This window comes from Christiangramia sediminis (genome assembly GCF_020552705.1).
GTDB lineage: Bacteria > Bacteroidota > Bacteroidia > Flavobacteriales > Flavobacteriaceae > Christiangramia > Christiangramia sediminis.
This window is the reverse complement of record NZ_JAJBZG010000001.1, coordinates 522991-539186: the sequence shown is the minus strand read 5'-3', so window position 1 is coordinate 539186 and position 16196 is coordinate 522991. Positions and strand designations below refer to the sequence as shown.

The window sequence follows — 16196 nt, the reverse complement described above, 5'->3', positions numbered from 1 at the left end:
TTAAATTTTAAACTTTTGTTTCTATCCATTTTCCTTTTCTAAAGAACCAAAGGCTGACCAACGCGTGCAGGGAATGACAAAAGGCTATAGATATAAATATACCCAGCATTCCAAGGTCAAAATATTCTGCAAGAAAATATGCCATCGGGATCTCCAGGAACCAAAACACGCCAATGTTAATATAAGTTGGAGTTTTAGTATCTCCAGCCCCGTTAAAGGCCTGTATCATTACCATTCCAATTCCGAAGAAGATATATCCCAGAGCAATTATCTTTAGTCCCAAGGCAGCTATTTCCTGCACTTGTTCGTTTGGGGTGAACCATGATGCAAAAACATTTCCAAATAAAAGGTAAAGTAAAGTTACCAAGCCCAGGAACCAGGCATTATACTTTGCGGTAAGCCAAACCGATATTTTGGCTCGTTTTATCTTAAAGGCTCCCATATTCTGCCCTACCAAAGTAGCCGCAGCAGCAGATAATCCCCAGGCGGGCATTAAACTAAACATTAAGATCCTAAAAGAAATTGTAAACCCTGCCACAGCGCTACTTCCAAACTCGGCAACTATTCTGGTTAGAAAGATCCAGGCCACAGAATCTATAAGGAACTGTCCCATTCCCCCGGCAGAAATTGAAATGATCTTTTTAATAGTCTTTATTTGAAAGATCATATTCTCCCTAAGGATCACCAGACTATGCCTGGAATTAAACAAATGATATAATTGATATATAACTCCTATACTCCTACCTGTTGTTGTGGCAATAGCAGCACCTTCCAATCCGAGCCCGGTAAAATTTCCAATACCAAATATGAGAAGCGGATCGAGAATTATATTTAGCCCGTTAGCTAACCACAAAGTTCTCATTGCCAAATGTGGTAATCCTGCTCCCCTGAATGCTCCATTTATTAGAAAAAGCAACATTATAGCGGTATTACCAGCAAAAATGATCCTGGTATAGTTAGTACCGGACTTGAGAACAGTTGGCGAAGCCCCCATTAATCTCAAGATGTCTTTGGCATAAATCCAACCGATAATTCCTAAAATTATAGAGATAATACTCCCAAAGATCAATAGCTGAAAAGCTGTGCTTCCTGCAGTTCTATAATCTTTCTCTCCAAAGCGCCTTGAGATCATAGCTGTTGCAGCCATGCTAATCCCTACTCCTATCGAATAAATTATAATAACCACGGCTTCGGTCAATCCCACAGTAGCCACTGCATCTTCCCCTAGTTTGCCAACAAAAAAGATATCGACCACGGCAAATAAAGATTCCATGATCATTTCCAGGATCATGGGAACAGAAAGCAACACTATTGCACGGCGAATATTGATCTTGGTGTAATCCTGTTCCTTTCCTGATATAGCGAGTTTCAGAAGCCTGGCAAACTCCTTTAATTTATTTATCCAGTTCAAATTTTTGGTCAATTTTATATCTGAATTTTGTAAAATCTAGCTTAGAAATTTCTTTTTAAAAGGCGGATCCTTAGAAAGTATTTATAAAAAATCAGGAACCAATTTTATATAATTGATTCCTGATCTACTAATTAAAATTTCAAAGATTAATCCTCGGGAAAGTCGGGATCATTTTTCACTTCTTCTATCTGAGCGGTATGTCGTGAAGTATGACCTGCCATAAAAAGTACTGATTGATATCCGTCTATTGTACCAAATGGAAATTCGTTTACAAAACTTCTCATATCTACATCTGAATCTTTTAACCAGTCTACCATCTCTTCTCGCTGATCCTTAAAAGCTTCCAGGGCTTCATCAGAACTTTCAAATTTACCAGATGGTTGAAATTGATCCTGGGTCGGCATCTTCTGAGAACGGTTAGTGATCATCTCCACAATCTGATCATCAGTAAATTTTACTTCGGAATTCATCTCAGAAGTTCCTTCTTTTATTTTATTTTCAAGCATTGATTTTAATGATCCTTCCACCATAATAATATGCTCAATGATCTGTGCAACAGACCAGCTGTTTTCATCAGGTTTATACTGCATTTGTTCATCAGTTAAATCCTGGCTGCTTTCTACAAGCGCTTCTTGAGTTTCTTCTAAATATTCAAAAATATCTATTTCATTCTGAAGAACTATCTTTTCCTCACAGGTGCTTTCTGAACCGGTACAAAGATTGTTTCCAATATAAAGTGCACTGAAAAAAAGGAAACTAAAAAATGCTACTAAAGTTTTCATATTTAATTAATTAAAGGTTGTTATTTAAAGTTTATGTATCAGTAAATGTTTTCAGGATTATGCTTTTTTAATCTGTGTGACATATGTTCTGAGTTCTTTTACTTTGTTCTTATCTGTGTCAGAAAAAATATAGACATCACAAAAGGCATATTTTCTTTTTTTACCGGGTTCAACCATAAATTCAACTATGCCTTCAACCACAGACTTCTCCTTTTGGGTAATTATCTCAAGCACAGTAATATTCAGAGGACCACCCTGACTCATCTTTACAAGCGACTTTTCAAAATCCTTCTTCCCCGAGATGGTTTTTTCCCCAACTATGATCCATTGAATATCATTGGTTACACTATTAGCTAGAAAATTTATATCACAGCTTGCAAAAGCATTATTTAACTCTTTTAAAAGATTTTCTCTTCCCTCCATATGTTATTATTTTTCTTCTTGTATAAGAGACAATATATTACCCGAAGGATCTTTAAACCATGCTATAGCGGGACCCAATTCTCCTTTATGGATCCCAAAAGAATCAGTTTTAATTTCGCCGTCATATTTTTCAAATTGAACTCCTTTTTTTGTAAGCGAACTCACTTCTTTCTGAATGTCCTGAACATAAAAATTGAGTACGGTGAAATTAGCCGGTTTATGGTCCTGTTTTGGATAGATTAGAACCGAACAATTGGTAAGTTCTAGTTCTAGAAGACCCATCTTGTTTTCACTAACGTTAAGGCCAAGAGTGTCCTTATAAAATTTCTCTGTGATTTTAATATCTTTAGTTGAAAAAGTTGTAAATGCTTTTGAATTCTTAAGCATACCACTGATTTTTAGATTCTTAACTAATAAATTTACATTATTTTTTTCAATTAATTTGGATAATGATTTGAGCTTCCAAATACTGCTGTAAAGCTTAAGTATTTGAATGTAAAGCCAGAAAATAAGCAGCAGAAAATGTATTTAAGTTCTATAAGGAAAAGCTTAAATTTGATCTGAAAACTATAAAATAATATGATGGAGGTTCAGGAGATACTCAAGACCAATTCAATAGCTAATAGATTTATTACTCAATTAAGGGATGTTAATATACAAACAGATAGAATGCGTTTCCGGAGAAACATCGAAAGGCTTGGAGAGATCATGTCTTATGAACTGAGTAAGGAACTGGAATATAAAATTAAGGAAGTATCCACCCCATTGGGAAAATCAAAGATTTCAATACCAAAAAATGAACTGGTTATCTGCTCAATTCTCCGGGCCGGGCTACCTCTTCACCAGGGCATCTTAAACTATTTTGATGATGCTGAAAATTCATTTATTTCAGCTTACAGGCATCATCCTGAGAATAATGAGAAATTCGAGATCCTGGTAGAATATCTTGCCTCTCCATCTCTGGAAGGCAAAACTCTTATTCTTGCCGATCCCATGCTTGCCACGGGAAGATCTTTTAGCAATGTGCTCAAAGCCCTGGAACCCATGGGGAAACCTGAGAAGATACATTTGGTTTCGGTCATTGGGTCTACAGAAGGTATAGAATATTTAAAATCTGAGTTTCCTGAAAACTCTAAACTTTGGATAGCCACTATAGATCAAAAGTTAGACGGGAATGGATATATAGTTCCGGGTCTTGGTGACGCCGGGGATCTATGCTTTGGTGGTAAACTCCAGCATTAAAACGGATAACCTATGGCAAAGTTAAATACAGGGCTTCCAAAGTCATTTACCCATCGATCTCCCAGGGGTTTACTCGGGTCATGAAGTGGAAATGCAAGATCAAATCGTATTACAAAACTCTGTATATCTATTCTTAAACCTGCTCCCGTGCCAATTCCCAGCTCATTTATAAAGTCTGATCCAAACTTACCGGTACCATTCCCATTTGCATTGGTTGTCTCGTCTTGAGCATCAGAAGTCCATACATTCCCGGCATCTACAAAGAAAGCTCCATTCAAGTAAGTGATGATGGGAAATCTATATTCCGCATTTGCTTCAAATCTAATATTCCCTGTTTGATCGCGATAGCCCAAATTTTCCACATCAACATCTCCTTCTAACAAATTGGGTTCATTAGGATTGAAAGTTCCCGGTCCCAGGGATCTGGTTCTAAAAGCTCTTACACTATACGGTCCGCCGGAAAAATACTGCTTACTAAAAGGCATTACATCTGAATTACCATAGGGAATGCCATAGCCGGTGAAAAGCCTCGTAGCAATTACATTCTGTTTTCCAAACCTAAAGTGATATCTAAAATCTATATCCAGTTTTGCATATTGTGCATAGTTAAGTCCCAACACTTCATCTTTACCTTCCTCATTTTCAGAACCAATAAGGCTCATGCTATTTCCTGCAATATCAAAATTGGTATTCATAAAGAATACATGCTTCTTTTGAGCATCTATCATTCCGTTATAAGTAAAGGAATAAATTAAACCAGCGATGAATTCCTGATCGAAACTACTTCTCAAAAAAGGACTTTCTGTAAGGATATCTTCAAACTCCTGGCTGGTATTACTCAATCGAATATAATTAAGGTTTATAGGAGTCAATTCATGGGTAACATACCTATTAGCATTCCAGAAATACCCGAAAGAAGCATTTAAAGAAGTTAGTGTGAATAATTGTGCCCGTCTTAAATAATCTCCACCCAGACTTATCCTGGTCTTCGGAATGTCATATTTAAAAAAATTATTATTTATTTCAATGGGGAATAATAGCCGTGGGATGATCAGATCATTTTTAAGCGCCAGTTGAATTGAATTTCTACCTGGAATTCCTCCGGAACCTAGTTGTACTTCATATCCCATATTGGCTGAAATATCCAGTCGCTCCCCTCCTTTGAATAAGTTTCGATTAGAGAAAGTCACTCCCAAATGCGGTCCGGCAAAATTATTAGATTTTGTAACGGCCTGTAATTCTGCTTTAATGGCACGCTTTTTTAATGGAGACAGAAAGATGTTAGCTTCAAGAAGCCCTATACTATCGGTTGCTGAAGTATCAATTTCATCATATCTTATATTCACGAATTTATAGGCTCCAATAGTTCCCAGTCTCCTGCTCGTGCTTCTGGAATCATCCGGACTATAATTTTCACCGGTTTCAATTTGAATGTAGGGATCGAGGTATTTTGGCTTAAAGAATAACTCATCCTGAAAATAGTTCTTATCCTCAAAACGTTTATAATTTTTGGTAATACTATCTTCGTCTACGTTGTAATTAGCATACACGTTCACATTAGAAATACGATATGGGATCACAGATTTTGGAGGAACGTCTTTTTTGAGTCTTAGAAAAAGATCGAACTTCTTTTTATCGTATTGGTTAGTATCAGCTTCAAAAATCAAGAACCCGGGATTAAAATTATAATATCCCTGAGATTTTAAATTGAGATCTATTCTTTCCCGTTCCAGTTTTAGTTCCGGAAGATCAAATCTCATCCCATCTTCCAGCAATGTATTATCAAGATTCTTCTGAATTTCCTTGTATACCAGCAAAGTATCTGTGTCCAATTGATAAGTAGCCATGGTGTAAGGTTCTGGAACCATTAAATCATAAGAAACAGAAGCTGTTTTTGTATCCTCGTTTTTTTCAGTATCTGAACTTACCCGGGAATAAAAAAATCCCCTGTTTTCCAATCGGTTCAAAAGTAAGTCCTCTGTATTTGTAAGGTCTACATCAGAAACATATACGGGTTCTTCTCCAATTTTTTTATTGAGGAATTTATTGATGAAGCCTGGTTTTTCTCGTTGCGCCTTATAATGATAATACAAACCGGGTCGCATTCCCAGGATCTTGGTGTTTGGTTCTGGCCGAAGTACATTTACCAGTTCATTCTTTAACTGAGGTTGATTTTTAATTGTAGTATCAGATTCTATGGTAATACTGGCCCCTGTATATAAGAGCTCATCTTCAGGAATGAATTTCTTCACACTACATGCCTGAAAAAAACCGATTGCTACAAATAAAACTGAAATTCTAATTTTCATCGGTTGTCTTTTCTGATTTTACGGTTTCCTTCTCCTTTTCTTCAGCATCCTGCTTTGCTTTTTCGTCTTGCTGAACACTTTCCATCACCGCCTTTTCAAACATATTCTTGAATTTGTTGAACTCTTTCGTGAAAATTAGTGCAATTCCGCTTACTACAAGCTGACCGTCAATTACGTTCTCATATTGACTTTTACTGAAGCCTTTAATTCTCCAAACACCATCCTGATCTAAAAGATAGGAAATACTTACATTCCCGATCATCGGAGTTGACTCCTGCCCTGCCTGGTTTCCACCTTGAATATCTACAGCGCTTCCCACTTCTACTACCAGCCTGTTATCCAAAAATGCCTTTTGAGCACTTATATCAAGCTGAGTTCTATCCTGTGGGCCTCCTTCACCCTGATAATCGGTAAAACTGTCTACATTAAAATTCAATTTAAGACCACTTTCCCCGGTAATTCGGCTGGAAAGCATGTTCAACTGATCTGAAAGAGCACTATTGAGGTTATCCCTGGCTACCGCCATTGTTCCACCACCGGCACCGCTATTACTTCCTTCAGGGAAGAAACGGTTCAATACCAATAAAGAAAACACCTGTTTATTCAGTTCCTGTTCCTGGCTATTTAAAGACTGTATTCTACCGTAAATCTGTCCACCAATTGCACCTTGCTCCTCTTCCGGCATATCCAATCCAAAAGATATTTTTGGTTGCATCAATTCTCCATCCACATTCAGATAAACCAGAAATGGCAATTCCTGCCGGAATCTCTGGCTAAGATTAGGATCTGTTGCTGAAGTCTGAGAAGCCATAAGTGAAGAAGCAGAAGTTTCTACACGGTAAATGGCTCTTACATCCAGCTGAGCTTCAAAAGGATCTCCGGACCAGGATACACGGCTACCATCAGCAATATCAAAACGTCTTTTTACCAGGTTATACAGACTCATTTCATAAAATCCGTCATTTATATTATAGATCCCAGTAAGAGCCATACGGCCATTTGGATACATATTAAAGATCAGATCTCCTTCACCCTGAACCTGGAATTTATCCCCGGTCTCCTCATTGATAATGATATTGAAGGTGGCACCTTCATTTACTGATAACCTGGTAAAAATATCATAACCTGAGACCACATAAGATTCTTCTTCATTCTGAGAAAGGATATCATCAGGATTCTCTTTATTTACAAAGATCACGATCCCATCCCTTTCCTTCATCTGCAATTCGGTTGATGGAACTACATAAGTAAAATCTGTGCTTTCTTTTATATCTACATCCATGTCCACAACAGGAAGGGTTAGATTCCCGGTAATTTGAGCATCAGCATCTATAACAGCGGTCCCATAAAAAAGATCATTATCTTCTTCAGTAGAATTAAGAAGTTTAAAATCATTAGCCTGAATATCCAAATCAAAGCCAGGATTTAAAAGATCTTCAGTAATTACTTTTCCATTTACAACTATGGCATTATCACTGGCATCCTGAATATTGAAATTATCAAAATAAACTCCGTTATTATCTAATTTCAAGGTTTCATTAGGAAATTCAAAATCGGCGTTTAGCATAGCAATATTAAATTGCGCGTTAGAGAACTGAAGTGTCCCCTCATATTTTGGTTCAGCTAAAGTTCCATTTAAACTTAAGTTTCCTGAGAAGATTCCGCTTCCATCCTTTATCGCTCCCTGAGAAAAACCTTCCAGGGCACTCATTTGAATTTCATTGAGATCTAGCTCCATATCTAACTTTGCCGAGGTCTCATCAGCAATATAAGATCCGGTAAGATCCAGATCTACCTGCCCGCCTTTTATTGCCATTTCAAAATCATACTGACTGAATCCTGAAGAATTTCCCTCCAGGCTAAGGGTATTTAAATTTACACCCATGACCCTAAATTGATTTATTTGCATATCAGCAAGTAATCCGGTTTCTCCAAATGGCTCTTCATAAACGATATTTCCGTTAATTTGGCCCTGAGCTAACTGTTCCTCAGGATTCAGGTAATTAAGGAATGCTGCTAATTTGAAGTTTTTAAAGTCGAGACTTAAATGTTCTTTTTCAATTCCGGGCTCGTCATTGCTCAGTTTCATTTCCTGATCATTTCTAAATAATCTGAAATCCTGAAAATTGAGATATCCGGTATCAAAACTCACCATATTACCTTCATCTATCTGCCAGGGATTTCGGTTTAGAATAAGGTCTTGTGGTTCCACATGAAATTGTAAAGTATCTCCCTGGAAATTTAATTCAGATTCCACATGAACCAGTCGCTCTTCCCCGTAAATGGATTCAAAATCAAGATTTAACTTTCGGTTGATCACCTCTCCTGAAATAATTGTCTTCTTGATCGCTAATGGTCCTGTGTTCAATTCATTAAAAGCAAATTCAAAATTAAGATCAGTAGGGTCTGAACGCATTTGAACATTCAGACTATCAATTTCACTGCTGTAATAATTGATGAATGGCACCGTGATATCGGCATCTAAACGCCTTTCAGATTCCCTAAAGTCAAGGTTTATATCTATCGTATCCATCTCTTCAAGGTTCACAAGAAATACCTCGTTAAGAATGGGAGCCTGGCTTATTTTAGCATCAACTTTTAAATTCACGGGATCGGTGATAGAATCTTCCTTGTAATTTTCAGTAATGTATCGTTTAAAATGTCTGTTAATAGAGGAACTGAATGCAGCAGGGCTGGCGTTAGACTGTAAATTTAGGTCTATCATCCTGTTATTTATGTTTACAGCAGTGGTGTCTTCCCTTACAAAAGCTGAAGCTTCAAAATTGCCTAACAAATAAGTCTTGTTATTATATACTGCGACCCCGTCTATAATTTCGGCTTCCAGTTCATATGCTGTAGAATTCCCTTCATACCATCCTTCCAGCGTAAAACCTGTTTTAATACTTCTTTGGGTGATTCCCAAAGCTTCAAGATTGGCGCCATCCAAAAATACCTCAAATTCAAATCTTGGGGACACAGTATCAAGTGCTACCATCATCTGAGCTTCCATATCCAGATTATTATCCCGATAGATCAAATTCACAGGGCCTTTCCCATTTTCCAATTCTCCCTTGATATCGATATCTCTGAATTCGTATCCATTATAGGTAAATGAAGAAATCTTAGTATCCAGGCTGGCATTAAGATCTGAAACTGAACTCCCACTTCCTGATAAATCAATATCAAGTTGAATATCTCCCAATGCTTCATTTTGTAATAGATTCCCTAAAGAAATACTATCACCCTGCACCTGTGCATCAAAAACGATCTGATCTCCCATTTCAAAATTCCCATCTACGCTTAGGTCACCATCAGAAGTTATCAGTTTTGCATCTGTTTTAATATTGATAGTATTTCCGGAGAAACTTCCTTTCAGATTCAGTTTTTCAGGTAGTTTTATTCCCAGGTCGGCTTCACTCACAAATTTGGTAAGATCCCTTCTGGTAGAATTCAACTGAACGTTAGGAAGATTAAAACTTAAGTTTTCAGGATCCTGAGCGTTTACAATACTACCACGTCCAGATATACTTGTATTATTCCATCTTAGATTGAGGGATTTGAGATCTAAATTATCAATTTTTCCCTCCACACTAACATTTCCTGTTATTGGTGAACCAGCTAAAGCTTTTACATACTGGTTATTTTTTAGAGCTGGCTGAAACCTGTAAAGATCACTTATACGCAGATAAACATCTTTCAAATCGGCATCTAACCTGGCGTTTCCGGGATCTTCAATGAAATTATTAAGATCGTCATAAGTAAGGATCACCTTACCATTAAGCGAATTTTTATTCACGTTAAGATCTAGCTCCGTAAACTCCATACGCTGGTTATTTACTAATGCCTGAATATTGAATTGATTCACATTTATGCCGGAGCTTTCCTTAAATTGAAGTTTTGAAATTAGAAGCCTGGCCTCCTTATTTTTATAGAGAATATTGGATGCCTGAAGGTCGAGGCTGTCTAAAATTATGGCATTAGGATTAAAAACTCCTTTAGTGACTTCAGCATTATTTAAAGTGTAGGCAAGCCTGCTATTTTCAAGATCTATAGTTTCTATATTGATCTTCCAGCCCGGCCATGCAAAACCTTCGGAAGATTCTGAAGTTTCCACACTCGCAGCAGAAGCTTGATTCATGCTTAAAGAAATCTCTGAATTATGCAGCAGGATTTGATTTCCCGAAATAATACTGTCTTTTAAATTAAAATTTGCTTCTGCCAGTTCAAAATTATCCAGGTCTATTTTTGAAGATAAAGAATCTGGAATAGAGGTATAAGAAGCCTTTACATTATTAAATTTCAATTCATTTATTCCAAATATGGGAGCAGGCGGCTCCTCTCCTTCCGATGATGGAAATGGCTTGGTTTGATCATAGCTTATATCAGCATTATTAAGAACGGCTTCCTGAACCTGGAAAACCATATTCTGGAGATCTGTTTCTGCAAAGGATAGCTGTAATTCTTCAAATTTTGCCCTGGTATCGATGCCGGAAACCTGGTCTATGTATTTAATATTAAAATTATTAAGGTCGAAATCGCCAAGAGAAATACTCATCGGGGCTGCAGAAGTGTCGGCTGGTGTTGAAGTTTGAGTGGTATCAGAAGCAAAAGCTTCCATTAAAACTTCATAATTAAAACCTTTAAGGGAGTCTTTTCTAATAATATTGGCGCGAACATCATTTGCTTCCAGGGAATTCAAGCTGAAACCATTTCCTTTGATCAATGGCCAAATAGAAATATTGGCAGAAAGACTTTCTGAATAAATAATAGTATCACCTTGAGGATCGGCGATATATAGATCGTCTGCCTGAATATCCCCGTTAAATTGGATGAATATCCTGTCAAGCTCTATCGTAGCTCCAGTTTTCTTCTCGATAGAAGAAATGAATTTATCCTTGATAATATTCTGTCCCCAGGGACTACGGATAAATAGAAGTACTAAAAGAAGAAAAATAAGTAAGCCAAGGAATATTTTCCCCAGTATTTTTAGAATTTTTAAAGTTTTTCTCCCGGCTTTGTTCAATTATTAGAATTTAAAGAATTTCAAAGTTATCGTTTAGCTCTTATTCCGCGAAACCATTACATCCCAATTTCTGGTAAACTTGTGTTAAAAAGCTGGTAAGGCGGCATTAAAACAGGGGATGAATGTTAGTGTAATTTCGTAAATAAGTGAAGAAATTTTCTACAGTTTCGGTCTAATTCCACAGTTTTTAATGATTTCTGAAGATCTAAACTTCAATTCGTCTAAAAGAATTTAACGTCAATAAATAATATGAGTAAACTATTGGGAAACAGTGTACAGGAAGACTTTTGATTGATTCTCATAGGTACAAAGCAGCACCCAACAGGTGTTACTCTTAAGGGAATGGCACTATTATAGTCCAATTAACAGGGATTAGTCAAACTAAATAATCACAAAAAAAATTAAAAATCCGATTTTATGAAAAAAGTAATAACTGTAACCGTATTAGCAGCTACCATGCTTACCTCATGTGTTTCTAAAAAGAAATATGTAGCACTGGAAGGCGAACTTAATGATACCAGAAGTACCTTACAGAAAACACGTGTTGAAAAAGAAGAGATTGAAGAAAAATATGCCCGTATTGAGGAAAGAGTGGCTGATTATAATGCCAAAATAAATTCTCTTAGAACTGAAAACGAGGGAATGATGGAAATGAATGACCTAACGGTGATGTCTAAGAATACAAAAGACAAAATGCGTAGCACCATCGCCAAGATGGATCCGGAAAAAGTTGCAGGAGCAGAAACTCTGGAAGATTCAATCAACCTGGTAGTATCTTATAATTTAAAGAAGAATATTTCTGAAGGTGCAGATGAAGATGATATTGATATTAGTGTAGATGAAACGGTGGTAATGATCAATGTTTCAGATAAACTTTTATTCGGAAGTGGTAGTTATAGAGTAACTAAGGAAGCTCAGCCATTACTAAAAAAACTTGCTGAAGTGATCAATAGTGAGCCAGCTATGGAAGTAATGATTGAAGGACATACAGATGACAGAACCATGGTAAAAGAATCTTATTTAAAAGATAACTGGGACCTGAGTGTAAGAAGAGCTACTTCAATTGTAAGATTACTGCAGGATAAATATGATGTAGAACCATCTAAATTGATCGCTGCTGGTAGAAGTAGTTATCAACCACTTGTTGAGAACACCAATAAAGAGAATATGGCTAAAAACCGTAGAACAAGAATTGTAATTATTCCAAATCTGGATAAATTCTTTGCAATGCTTGAAGGTGATGCAGCCGTAGCTAAGCAATAAATTTTTATTTCGTTATAGTAACTTAAAAAGGAAAGTCTATCGGCTTTCCTTTTTTATATATAGGTTTAACTTGAATTTAACCCGTCCCTCAAGCTATTCTAAGTCTTATTTTTTAAATTAAAGAGAATTAAAATTGATGAGTTATGGAGAAGAAAGTAAATAGACCCGAAGAAAAAGAAAAAAAGTCTAAACCTGCGGATATGCCTTATAATCCCGAAGTAACCAAAGAGGATAAACAAGCTCTTAATGCGAAAGGACGTAGTATGAACAAAGGCCAGGATAAAGCGTTGGATAGAAAGCGTGATGTCGACTTTACGGCAGATGAATTAGATGTTCCCGCAAGTAATGCAAATCTCCCTGACAAGGAAGGTAGAATACCAGATGAGCAGAACTGGCAATACAATAAAAAGGGCGCAAGACCTGATCAGGAAAAATCAAAAGATCATCCAGGATCGGATGAAAAATTATAAAATAACGAACCGCTGTTTTCCAGCGGTTTTTTTATATCAAATAATAAATAATTGAACTTACGAGCAAACCAAGGATAGCTATCATTCCTGTCATCACCGTCCAGGTGCTGAAAGTTTCTTTTTCGGTTAATCCTAAATATTTACCTACGAGCCAGAATCCGCTGTCATTTACATGTGAAAAACCGGAAGCCCCGGCTGCAATTGCTATTACAATCAGGGAAGTTTCCGCGGGAGACAATGTGGAATTTGCTAGTACCGGAGCGGTAATTCCAGCTGCAGTGATCATGGCTACCGTGGCAGAACCCTGTAGAAGCCTTATAATCAAAGCAACCAGAAACCCAAAAACCAATGGACTAAAATATGTTCCATTGAGCAGTTGAGCTATCATCTCCCCTGCCCCGGTCCTAATCAGGATCTGTTTAAATGCACCACCAGCACCCGTCAATAAAATAATGATTCCCGCAGCTTCAAAAGATTTTAAGGCTGTTTTATTTAAAAATTGTTTTCCCATTCCTCTTCTAATCCCAATAAAATACCAGGCAAGCAGGTTTGCAATTATCAAGGCTGTAAAGGGATGCCCTAAAAGATTAATCGCATATAGTAATTTTGGGTGAATTGAGTTTTCAGTAATAAAAGGACTGTTTAGAACCGTATTGGCTACGATCAAAAAAATAGGAACAAATATTATAGCACAGATCAAGGCCGGCGATGGTAAATTATTTTCATCAAAATCATCAGAATCAGTTATTTCCAGAGGCTTAATAAAAATCCTTTTAGAAATATATTTTGCAAAAATTGGCCCGCTGATTATAGCTACAGGGATACCGGTTAGAATTCCGAATAATATCACCCACCCCAGGTCTGCTCCTAGAATATCGGCTACAGCAATGGGCCCAGGTGTAGGTGGGATAAATGCGTGTGTTATAGTTAAACCTGCCAGCAACGGTAATGCGTATAACAGCAAAGATTTCCCGGTCTTTTTACTTAAAGCATAAGTTATAGGTACCAGTATGATAAAAGCCACATCAAAGAATACCGGTATAGCCACTATAAAACCTGTAAACATCATTGCCCAGGGTGAACGTTTTTCTCCGGTTTTCGCAAGAAGGTATTTTGCAAGATTTTTTGCGCCTCCAGATTGTTCCAGGATTCCCCCAAATAATGCTCCCAGTCCTACAACCGTGGCCACGAATCCAAGGGTACTGCCCATGCCCTGCTGCATTGTAGACATAATATCGGTGGCGGGTAAACCCGCAAATATTCCTACCAGAATGCAAACAATAAGTAATGCCAGAAAAGCCTGGATCTTCAATCTTAATATTAAGAACAGAAGTATGACGATACCGCCCAGAACAGCAAATAAGATTTGTAAGTCCATCTTTAATTATCCCAGTTTGTATGAAAAAATTCTCCCCTTGGTTTATCTGTTCTTTCATAAGTATGCGCGCCAAAATAATCTCTTTGCGCCTGTATGATATTTGCCGATGAATTTCCTCTGATAAAATTCAGAAAATAATTTAAAGCGGCAGAACTTACCGGCATAGGACAACCTGCTTCCAGAGATTTTGAAATGGTAGTAGTAAATTGTTTTTTCCGTTTATTAAGGTGATCAATTACATCTGAAGATAATAGCAAATGACCTTCATTTTTAGATCCTAATATTTCAACCAATTCTTCCATAAAAGAAGATCTTATAATACAGCCATTAGTCCAGATGCGTGCAATTTCTGAAAGCTCCAATTTCCATTGATACTCTTTAGAAGCCATTCGTAACAATTCAAAACCGATCGAATGATTTATTATTGAAGCAGATTTATAGGCTGCAAAAAGGTCTTTTTCAGACATATCTACTAGGCCTGTATTCCATTCTCCATACAGTTCACTTGCTTTTTCTTTCTGAAGCTTGAGTCCGGAGATATTTCTGGCCATAACTGAAGCTGTGATCGTATCCAGAGCTACTCCTAATTCAAGAGCAGAATTAGTGGTCCACCCCCCAGTTCCTTTCTGGCCTGCCACATCCAAAATTTTATCTATAAAATATTCTTCATTTTCTTTTCTTTTTAGAATATGAGAAGTTATTTCCAGGAGATAGCTTTCTTCTGATACATTCCATTCAGAAAATATATCAGAAATTTCTTCCGGAGATCTTTTCTGATAGAACCTCATAAAATAATAGAATTCAGCAATAAGTTGCATTTCCCCATATTCTATCCCATTATGAACCATTTTAATATAATGTCCGGAGCTTCCAGTACCAATATATGAACAGCAGGCATTGCCATTTTTATCTTTCGCTGCGATAGCTTCTAATACAGGTTTAATTCTTTTATACGCCTTCTCAGAGCCGCCTGGCATAATAGAAGGACCTTTTAGTGCACCTTCCTCTCCACCCGAAATACCAATTCCTATATATTCCAGACCTTTTTTTTGTAATTCTGCTATCCTTCTTTCTGTATCCTTAAAATGTGAATTTCCACCATCCAGAATAACATCCCCTTCTTCAAGATAGGGAAGTATGTTCTTTATAACTGCATCTACTGCTGAACCCGCCTTAACCATGATCAGAATATTGCGGGGAGATTCCAGTTCCAGAATGAATTTTTTAAGATCATCATATGCCGGAATGCGAAAATCTTTGTCGTGAGAACTCGCGAATGATTTAGCAATATCTTTCTCTTTATCTCCTTCCTGCCGGTTATAAACTGAAACTGGATATCCCTTTCCAGCTATATTCAAGGCAAGGCTTTTTCCCATAACCCCCAGGCCTATCAATCCTATCCTGGGTTTATTGATCTTCTTCATGATTTTTTTTAATGAATTTTCCGGAGTATCCTCGACTTTAATATGTATCCCGTAACCAGGTACCTCCAGAGTTTCAAACTGTGATTTTAATAAGGTGGGATCAAAAAAATGAGACTTTCGAAGTTTTATTCTTTTGGCAATGGTCTCAAAATTCTCATATAAATAGATCCACTCAACATTCACTGAAGGACTGCTGATTAATTTTCTTCTATATTTTTCTTTTAATGCTGAACAGGCAAGAACAGCTCCATTGGAATTCGACCAATTTCGAATGGCAACAGAAAGTGATTGCAACCAGGATTCCCTATCATAATCATTCAGAGGCAAACCGGCATTCATCTTTTTCTTATTAGCATCTGAATGATATTCATCTGCATCATAAAAACTTAAACACAATTCTTCCGCGAGCATTTTACCTAAAGTAGTTTTACCAACTCCAGATACGCCCATTAAGATATAGATAGTGTTCAA

11 protein-coding genes are annotated in these 16196 nt (G+C 37.0%); 3 read left to right on the top strand and 8 right to left on the bottom strand.

Annotated elements, in window-relative coordinates; genetic code table 11:
* Window positions 1–7: 7 nt before the first annotated feature.
* The 4 genes from LGQ90_RS02565 to LGQ90_RS02550 all read right to left on the bottom strand — a co-directional run bounded on the left by LGQ90_RS02565 (window position 8) and on the right by LGQ90_RS02550 (window position 3003).
* A complete protein-coding gene (locus LGQ90_RS02565) occupies window positions 8–1411 on the bottom strand; it encodes an MATE family efflux transporter (protein ID WP_229337813.1) in 1404 nt (467 codons plus the stop codon).
* 146 nt (window positions 1412–1557) lie between these two features.
* Entirely contained in the window at window positions 1558–2193 is a 636-nt protein-coding gene (locus LGQ90_RS02560; protein WP_229337811.1) for a DinB family protein, read from the bottom strand.
* Window positions 2194–2250: 57 nt separating this feature from the next.
* Window positions 2251–2616 carry a nuclear transport factor 2 family protein gene (locus tag LGQ90_RS02555; RefSeq protein ID WP_229337809.1) on the bottom strand — a complete coding sequence of 122 codons (366 nt, stop codon included), beginning with the start codon at window positions 2614–2616 and terminating at the stop codon, window positions 2251–2253.
* Between the two features lie 6 nt (window positions 2617–2622).
* Window positions 2623–3003: a VOC family protein gene (locus LGQ90_RS02550; protein ID WP_229337807.1), complete on the bottom strand. Its 381-nt coding sequence runs from the start codon at window positions 3001–3003 to the stop codon at window positions 2623–2625.
* A gap of 195 nt (window positions 3004–3198) precedes the next feature.
* On the opposite strand from LGQ90_RS02550, the gene upp reads away from it, so the two are divergent.
* Window positions 3199–3858: a uracil phosphoribosyltransferase gene (upp, locus tag LGQ90_RS02545; RefSeq protein WP_229338532.1), complete on the top strand. Its 660-nt coding sequence runs from the start codon at window positions 3199–3201 to the stop codon at window positions 3856–3858.
* On the opposite strand, the gene tamL is transcribed toward upp, so the two are convergent.
* Both tamL and LGQ90_RS02535 read right to left on the bottom strand, forming a co-directional pair.
* On the bottom strand, window positions 3855–6167 hold the full coding sequence (gene tamL / locus LGQ90_RS02540; protein WP_229337805.1) for a translocation and assembly module lipoprotein TamL: 2313 nt from the start codon (window positions 6165–6167) through the stop codon (window positions 3855–3857). The two genes, upp and tamL, sit on opposite strands and share 4 nt — an antisense overlap.
* Window positions 6157–11190 carry a translocation/assembly module TamB domain-containing protein gene (locus tag LGQ90_RS02535; RefSeq protein WP_229337803.1) on the bottom strand — a complete coding sequence of 1678 codons (5034 nt, stop codon included), beginning with the start codon at window positions 11188–11190 and terminating at the stop codon, window positions 6157–6159. Before LGQ90_RS02535 ends, tamL begins: the two co-directional genes overlap by 11 nt.
* Window positions 11191–11607: 417 nt before the next feature.
* Here LGQ90_RS02535 and LGQ90_RS02530 point away from each other — a divergent pair, with 417 nt between their 5' ends.
* Together LGQ90_RS02530 and LGQ90_RS02525 are read left to right on the top strand one after the other, a co-directional pair.
* Window positions 11608–12453, top strand: a complete 846-nt coding sequence (locus LGQ90_RS02530; RefSeq protein WP_229337801.1) for an OmpA/MotB family protein — start codon at window positions 11608–11610, stop codon at window positions 12451–12453.
* A gap of 143 nt (window positions 12454–12596) precedes the next feature.
* On the top strand, window positions 12597–12923 hold the full coding sequence (locus LGQ90_RS02525; RefSeq protein WP_229337798.1) for a hypothetical protein: 327 nt from the start codon (window positions 12597–12599) through the stop codon (window positions 12921–12923).
* 31 nt (window positions 12924–12954) lie between these two features.
* On the opposite strand, the gene LGQ90_RS02520 is transcribed toward LGQ90_RS02525, so the two are convergent.
* Both LGQ90_RS02520 and gnd read right to left on the bottom strand, forming a co-directional pair.
* Window positions 12955–14301, bottom strand: coding sequence for a GntP family permease (locus tag LGQ90_RS02520; RefSeq protein ID WP_229337796.1), 1347 nt, complete (start codon window positions 14299–14301; stop codon window positions 12955–12957).
* 2 nt (window positions 14302–14303) lie between these two features.
* Window positions 14304–16196: a decarboxylating NADP(+)-dependent phosphogluconate dehydrogenase gene (gene gnd / locus LGQ90_RS02515; protein WP_229337794.1), complete on the bottom strand. Its 1893-nt coding sequence runs from the start codon at window positions 16194–16196 to the stop codon at window positions 14304–14306.

Coding starts and splice junctions, on each gene's coding strand:
- LGQ90_RS02560 (WP_229337811.1), bottom strand. CDS start 2,193: ATGAAAACTTTAGTAGCATTTTTTAGTTTCCTTTTTTTCAGTGCACTT.
- LGQ90_RS02555 (WP_229337809.1), bottom strand. CDS start 2,616: ATGGAGGGAAGAGAAAATCTTTTAAAAGAGTTAAATAATGCTTTTGCA.
- LGQ90_RS02550 (WP_229337807.1), bottom strand. CDS start 3,003: ATGCTTAAGAATTCAAAAGCATTTACAACTTTTTCAACTAAAGATATT.
- upp (WP_229338532.1), top strand. CDS start 3,199: ATGGAGGTTCAGGAGATACTCAAGACCAATTCAATAGCTAATAGATTT.
- tamL (WP_229337805.1), bottom strand. CDS start 6,167: ATGAAAATTAGAATTTCAGTTTTATTTGTAGCAATCGGTTTTTTTCAG.
- LGQ90_RS02530 (WP_229337801.1), top strand. CDS start 11,608: ATGAAAAAAGTAATAACTGTAACCGTATTAGCAGCTACCATGCTTACC.
- LGQ90_RS02525 (WP_229337798.1), top strand. CDS start 12,597: ATGGAGAAGAAAGTAAATAGACCCGAAGAAAAAGAAAAAAAGTCTAAA.
- LGQ90_RS02520 (WP_229337796.1), bottom strand. CDS start 14,301: ATGGACTTACAAATCTTATTTGCTGTTCTGGGCGGTATCGTCATACTT.